This window comes from Bacillus sp. mrc49 (assembly GCF_002803435.1).
Map to the genome: position 1 here is coordinate 1 of NZ_PHNG01000433.1, position 304 is coordinate 304.

Consider the following 304-nt stretch of genomic DNA (forward strand, 5'->3'; position numbering starts at 1 on the left):
CTTCCGATCTTGAGGCTGCCCCGGCTGCCGCTCCCCCAAATGTAGCGAATATCGGCCCGGCTGCCAATATCGGTCCTATTCCCGGTACGGCCAATGCACTCATTCCAATCAATAGGCCAGTCAATCCGACAGCTCCGCCTGCTGCTGCACCAGCAACCAATCCATCTGTCCTTGTCGGGCTGACTTCTTCCGCTTCATTCGGCAATTTGTCAACGTTTTTTGCTATGATAGATATTTGTTCGGAAGTATAACCTTGTTGCTTTAAGTTCTCTACTGCTTCAGTCGCTTCTTTTTCATTTTCATA

General features: G+C 49.3%; 1 protein-coding gene. It reads right to left on the reverse strand.

Features of this window, described 5'->3' with window-relative positions; genetic code table 11:
- On the reverse strand, nt 1-304 hold a 304-nt coding region (locus tag CVN76_RS02645), incomplete at both ends, for a general stress protein (RefSeq protein ID WP_198512452.1).